We start from the raw sequence: 6,174 nt of genomic DNA on the forward strand, positions 1-6,174 counted from the left end.
ACGGCCCATAGTGGACTTTCACCACCTAGCTAATACCCATGCCGGGCGCACTAAAATAAGGGAACTGGTGCGTTTTGTGCCAGTTCCCTTTTTAGGTCATTAAAAAAGCCGGAGAAAACATCTCCAGCTTTTTAACAAATATGGTTAAATTTTAGTACCAACCGTGTGATTGCCAGAATGCTTGCGCAGCTGTCCAGGAACCATAGCGGTTAGCAACGTATTGGTCAGCAACCCGTTCTTGGTTAGCGGCAGAGTAGTCACCGTTCAGGTATGAAGCGGATAACTGGTACTTACCGATGTACTGACCATTAGTAGCGGTGTATGAACCACCGGATTCACGAGCAGCAATCCAGGCCTTGGCACTGGCTTCATTGCCAGTTACACCTGAAGTGTAGCTAGTGTTGGTAGTTGCCGCACCTGTGTAACCAGTTGCAGCCGCGTTAGCAGCTTGGGTGTAACCACTAGCCTGTTGGGCAGCTGCAGGTTGACTAGTCGTTGCTTGCGTTTGGCTAGCAGCAGCTGACTGTTGAGCTTGGCTAGCAGCAGCTGACTGTTGAGCTTGGCTAGTTGCTGCTTGGGTTTGGTTTTCCGGAGTAGCACTTGGCAACGTTGCCACTTAATGTTGCGTTGCTGGTGCGACTTCACCATTATCTTTGATAACTAATTTTTGACCAACGTAGATTAAGTTCTTGTTGGCAATGTGGTTGGTTGAAGCTAAGGTATCAACAAAACTTAAATCATGACCGAACTTGTAGGAAATTACTGATAAAGTATCACCACTTTGCACCGTGTAAATTGAATCAGCATTTGCAGTCGTAGCAGTAGCAATGGTACCCAATGCAACAGCTCCAGCAACAGCAGCAGTAATTTTTGCGATGTTCTTAGATAACTTCATAAAGATTAAATCCCATCCTTTTCATAATTCTATTGCTTATTCATCACTTCAGATTGATTCATATCAATCAACACCTATACTATACCTGCTGAAAGTTACACAGTAATTACCAGCGAATATCATTTTTACCTTTATGCGTAATAATTCGTAACAATTTATATAGATTTTTTTATTATTAACCATATAGGCCTTAGCAAGTCATGCTTTCATCCTGTTGTCTCTACTAACCACAAAATGTAACAAAACAGACAAAAAAACTGCAATTTACCAGGAAGAAATCCTGTAAATTGCAGTTTTTCGCTCTTTTAGGGTCTGCAGTGTAACATTGTCGTAATCAGCTTAGGAAAGCCTAATTTTTTAATTCCTGTTGAACATAGTAATCAATCGATCCCATCTGTTCTGGAAGGGTCGTCTTAAACTTATCGTTATTACCACCATCCAGGTAAGCGTAATCGCCATTTGGCAGTTTTACTGCTAACCCAATTCCGATGTTTTGCAAGGATATTCCGTTTTGATACTTTGCAGACCACTGCGTAATCCGCGTTGTTGGATCTGGAGCTACACCGGTTGATAATGCCTTGGTAGTAAAGAGGTCGGGGTACTTGGCTTGTAACTCAGCCAGGTACTTGCCGCCATATTTCTTTTGACCTTCGCCCCCACCAATTGTGTAGGCAAAGTAAATCTGGTTAGCAAATGTCTTACCATCGACACTCATTTGTACACCATATTGGTTGGCCCGTGTTACAGTAACAGCTTCTTGACCACTGAAACCAATCATCTGGTTCATTACTAGGTCTTCTTGAACCTTCAAACCGGCCTTGTGCAGTGCGGCAATTGCGTTTGCCAATTCTTCACCACTACCGTACTTAGTTGGGTTCTTAGTCGTTCCTAAGGTGTAACGGTCATTTGTTGCGTAGCCTTCATTGTAACGACTCATTAAGAATGGCGTATATGCTGGTGCCATCCAGAAGTCAGTAATCCCAAGACTGTTAAATAATTGTGCATTCTTAGCAATAACATTGTAGGCATGTTCGTTTACACTAGTTGGTTCAGGTTGATACAGACTAAAGTCCTCATAGATCAGATGTGAATCTAATGCTGCGTTAGATTCAAAAGTCTTGTCCGGCCGTGAAGCGACAGTACTAGAACTAGTCGATGCGTCCTGCTGTCCAGCTACTACAGGGACCCAAACACTTAGGTAACCACTAACGTATGGGTTGGCAAAACCCTTTACCTTAACATACAGGTTACCATTAGTATCCGTTGTCAGCGTCTTCGGGTTAAGACTGCCAGTACCATCATAAGTTAACCCCGCATCAGTGGTATCAATTAGGTTTTGATACTGCTGATTAGCGTGTTCTTTACCCATATTAATAATGTAGGTATTGCTTGCCATATCAGTGTTGTTGCCGACAATGACAGCCATCCCCGTCGTCCGACTAAGTGGATCAGTCCCAATGCTGTTAGCATCAGCAACTCCTTTACCATAGCGAACACTAGCAACGGCATTTTGACCGCACTTTTCGATTGATTGTCCACCACTGACGAATTCTTTTCTAGCTTTCATCAGGGTCGTAATTGCATCATAGTACATCGATTTTTCAGCCATATATGGTTTTGTTTCGTTGTATAAGTCACCGTAATATACCTGTGGGACAGTGTCCTTATTGCTTAAAAGAATTGCGTATTGAGCAGGCACATTGTATTGGGCATATTGTTTATAGGCTCTTGCCTGGTCCACGTAAAATTCTTGCCAAGCCTGGCTAGCATATTCAGCCTTGTAACCAGTGCCCATAATATACTTCACACCAGGATGATCATTGATAATCATCTGGTTAATAAGGTTCTTTCGCTGGTCATGGTTAGTAACGAATGACCAGTTTGGTGTCTGGCTCTTGCTACCATCATCATTAGCCCGGTTAACAACCGAGTTAGTGGCAAGGTGTGTGATGTCGTCACGATGGGATATCCGTCCAAGAACATTTTCAAGAGTGTAGAACATCGATGCATCCATGTATAGCGCTGGATTACCCTTACCATCCATTAAGGACTGACCATCGCTGTGGTAACCCTCGTTGTAAACCAAGTGATTATTTGCGTTAGTCTGATTGCCCTTAGTGTGGTAAAGGTCATTCATCAGTTGTCCTAACTGGTCAAGGACATACTCGTCCACATTATCGGCAGCATCGACCCGAAAACCATCAAAGTTTCCATCTGGGTTATAGTTCATCAATTTTCCATAGTTGAGTAAGAAGTACTCCCAGTTAAGATTTTCCGCCTGGACAACGGGGTTAGAGTTGTCGATATCATTACCAACCAAAAGTTCTGGGCTAACGCTGTGGTTTCCCTGTTGATTATTAAGGGTCCGGTTCATCAGGCGGTAGTTACTGTCTGCATAGCTCGTGTTTCCCTTTGTCTGATCAGCAGAATTGTTATTAACAAAGATTAATTGATCATTACTAGTAGTCCCACTAAAGTCTGGCACATAAGAAGAATTGTTAGTCACCGACAGTTCTGATGCAGCAGATAATGATGGGACAGTCTGCATAAAGGCATTGACGTCATTTGCCAATTTGCTGGTACTCTTATTTTTCGCTATGCTTTGTTCAATTACATAACGCAGGTTTTGCGAGTCCTCATTCAATATCTTGGTATCAGTGCCGGCAGACAAATCCGCGACCTTAGCTGGTGTCAAACCATAACCTTCATTAGTGTAACCATGGCCGACAAAGTACTTAATGAATTGTGCCTGAACATCCTTATTTGGCCATGCATACATCAAGATTGGCCGCCAGTCACCAGCCCCGGTCTTGTACCATGTCTTACCATCTTGGCTTGTTCCAATTGGTCGGTACCAACCACTGTAGCTAAGGTAGCCATCAACATTGTTAATGGAGTTGGCATCCATCGAATAGGCCAAGTTCTCCCAAGTACCAGCGTCGAGGCTCTTAATAAGCTTGTTTGTCCGCATATCATAAATATTAAACTTGCCGTTTTCAATTGCCCCACGGATGGTGACCATTGCTCCATTGTTACCCTTCTGATAAGAAGCCGTAACTGGGAAAATTTCCGACCAGTAATCAATATGACTGCCACTTTCGCCATTGACACCATCTGACGAGAACCGATGGACCAATTGAACCTTAGCATTCGCAATGTTGTTATTGAGAGTCAGACGGCCCTGGAAACCAGCCAACTGGCTATTAGCGATTGCTGGGTAGACCTTTTGTACGTCGGGACGTTCTTGATCAATGATTCCGTGCTGGTCAACCCGTGCCCGGTAAACTTCCCTACCATTTTCCAGAACAATAATCCACTGGTAAGGGTGAGTACTACTCTGGTCAGTGGCATGCCAACCGCTAAATTCTAGCTGCTTGCCATTGACTTTCACATAGTCAAAGTATCCCGCATTAGTTGCGTAATCCCCACTATATTGGTCAGTTGCACCGTTACCATCAGGATTACCATCGTTGCTGTTAACAAAGCGAAGCATTACTTGCATTTGACCATTCAGCTGGTTGAGTTGGTTAGCACTTAGCTTAATGGTGGCATCGAAACCACTTCTACCACTGTTATAAATTGTTGGATAAACCTTTGCTACATCCGGACGTTTAGTCAGCGTCAGTTTTTGCCGGACAACCTCCTTGCCATTATTCATAATAAATAGATAAGCATTGCGCTGTTGGAGCTGGTTATCACTGGCCATCCAACCGGCAACGTGAAGGCCGTCGTTAGCCATTGTAACCTGGTCGACACTGAAAGCCGTTTGACTCAAAGTAAATGGTGCTGACCAGAAGTCAGTGTGGGCGCCATTATTGCCGTTACCATTTGCGTCGGTTGAATAACGACTGACAACTGCATAAGTGTGGCCAGCTTGAAGCCCATCAGCGCTAAAGGCACCCGTAAAGCCTGCATTTGCTGCCGATTTAACTGTTGGGTAAGCCCTAGCCACGTCTTGACGGATGACACTGGTTGCCTTAACTACACTAACCTGCTTGTTAGCTGTTTGATCATATAAGATCAGAAAATGGTTACCTTCAATATTGGAGAAGTCAGTCGCATGCCAGCCCGTAGCGGCCAGTGAACCATTACTAAAGTTAATCTCGTCAAGGTGACCCTGATTACTTTGGTTAACTGGTGCAAACGACTTAGCAGCAAACCACAAGTCAGTATTTTGTCCCTCACCGTTAGCACCGGTGCTGTACCGGCTGATGATTTGGTAACGGTGGTAAACATTTAAACTATTCATTGCAAAATTGACGTCAAAGCCCGACTTATTGGCATTTACGATTTCCGGATGGACCTTAGCCACGTCCGGTCGGTCCTGTCTCGCCTTAACAAGTTGTCGCGTAACTTCTTTCCCAGTTGTCTGGTCAAATAAGATGATGTAATGATAACCCTTTTGGATAGCCTGGTTAGTAGCGTTCCAACCGCTAACGTGGAGTTGACCATTATTAACAGCAAAGTTATCTAGGTAGCCCTGGTTACTGTCATTAAAGACAATTGGCTGAGATTCCCAGTCGACATAGTCTGAATTACCGTCAGACTGACCGCTGTACCGACTAATGATACGGATAGCGTCCTGATAACTCTGCATTTTATCAAAGTTAACCTTAATCGACGTATTAAAGCCAGAATCACCAGCATTATAAACGTTGTGAACATTCTTGACATCTGGACGAGCGACGCCAGTAACCTGTGTCCGCCCAAGTTCGGCATTAGTCGTGTAATCATAGGCAATTACAAACCGGTAGTTTTTATTGACCGCTTGATTAGTTGCCTGCCACCCAGAAACTTGCAATTCATTATTATTAAAGTTTGCTGAATCCAAGTTTCCATAAGACCCATTGTCCTGGTGATTATAGTTTTGACTTGATGTATTAGCTAGGTTATTGCCAGTCAGGACAACAGCTTTTGACTCTGCTTGACCATTAGCTAGGTTATTGCCAGTCGGGACAACAGCTTTTGACTCTGCTTGACCATTAGCGGTCGGTAGTTGGTTACTTACACCGTTTGTTAATGTTTGAGTGTTGGTTGTTCCTTGGTCCGCGTGGACAACACCACCCATTAACAGGGCGGTGGAAGCAGCAACCGTAGCAATAGTTGCTGTTACCCACCGCTTACCATCCTTATACAATTTATAATGCTTCTTGATTTCCATAGTATTCCTCCAAAAAAATTAGCATTAAACCGTAAACAATTATACCGCAAAAATGATTACATTGTAAGCACCGAATAACAACACGTCTATATTTTCAATTTGAGGTCTCCTATACTGA

1 protein-coding gene and 1 pseudogene are annotated in these 6,174 nt (G+C 43.6%); both read right to left on the reverse strand.

What is annotated here, in order from left to right; all coding sequences use genetic code 11:
- Positions 1 to 151: 151 nt before the first annotated feature.
- Positions 152 to 895, reverse strand: a pseudogene (apf, locus tag FD32_RS06845) (aggregation-promoting factor).
- 349 nt (positions 896 to 1,244) lie between these two features.
- The gene (locus FD32_RS10260) at positions 1,245 to 6,056 is read right to left on the reverse strand and encodes a glycoside hydrolase family 70 protein (RefSeq protein WP_082611622.1); all 4,812 of its coding nucleotides are present in this window, start codon (positions 6,054 to 6,056) and stop codon (positions 1,245 to 1,247) included.
- Positions 6,057 to 6,174: the final 118 nt, after the last annotated feature.

Source organism: Limosilactobacillus panis DSM 6035 (assembly GCF_001435935.1).
GTDB classification, from domain to species: domain Bacteria; phylum Bacillota; class Bacilli; order Lactobacillales; family Lactobacillaceae; genus Limosilactobacillus; species Limosilactobacillus panis.

Coding starts and splice junctions, on each gene's coding strand:
- FD32_RS10260 (WP_082611622.1), bottom strand. CDS start 6,056: ATGGAAATCAAGAAGCATTATAAATTGTATAAGGATGGTAAGCGGTGG.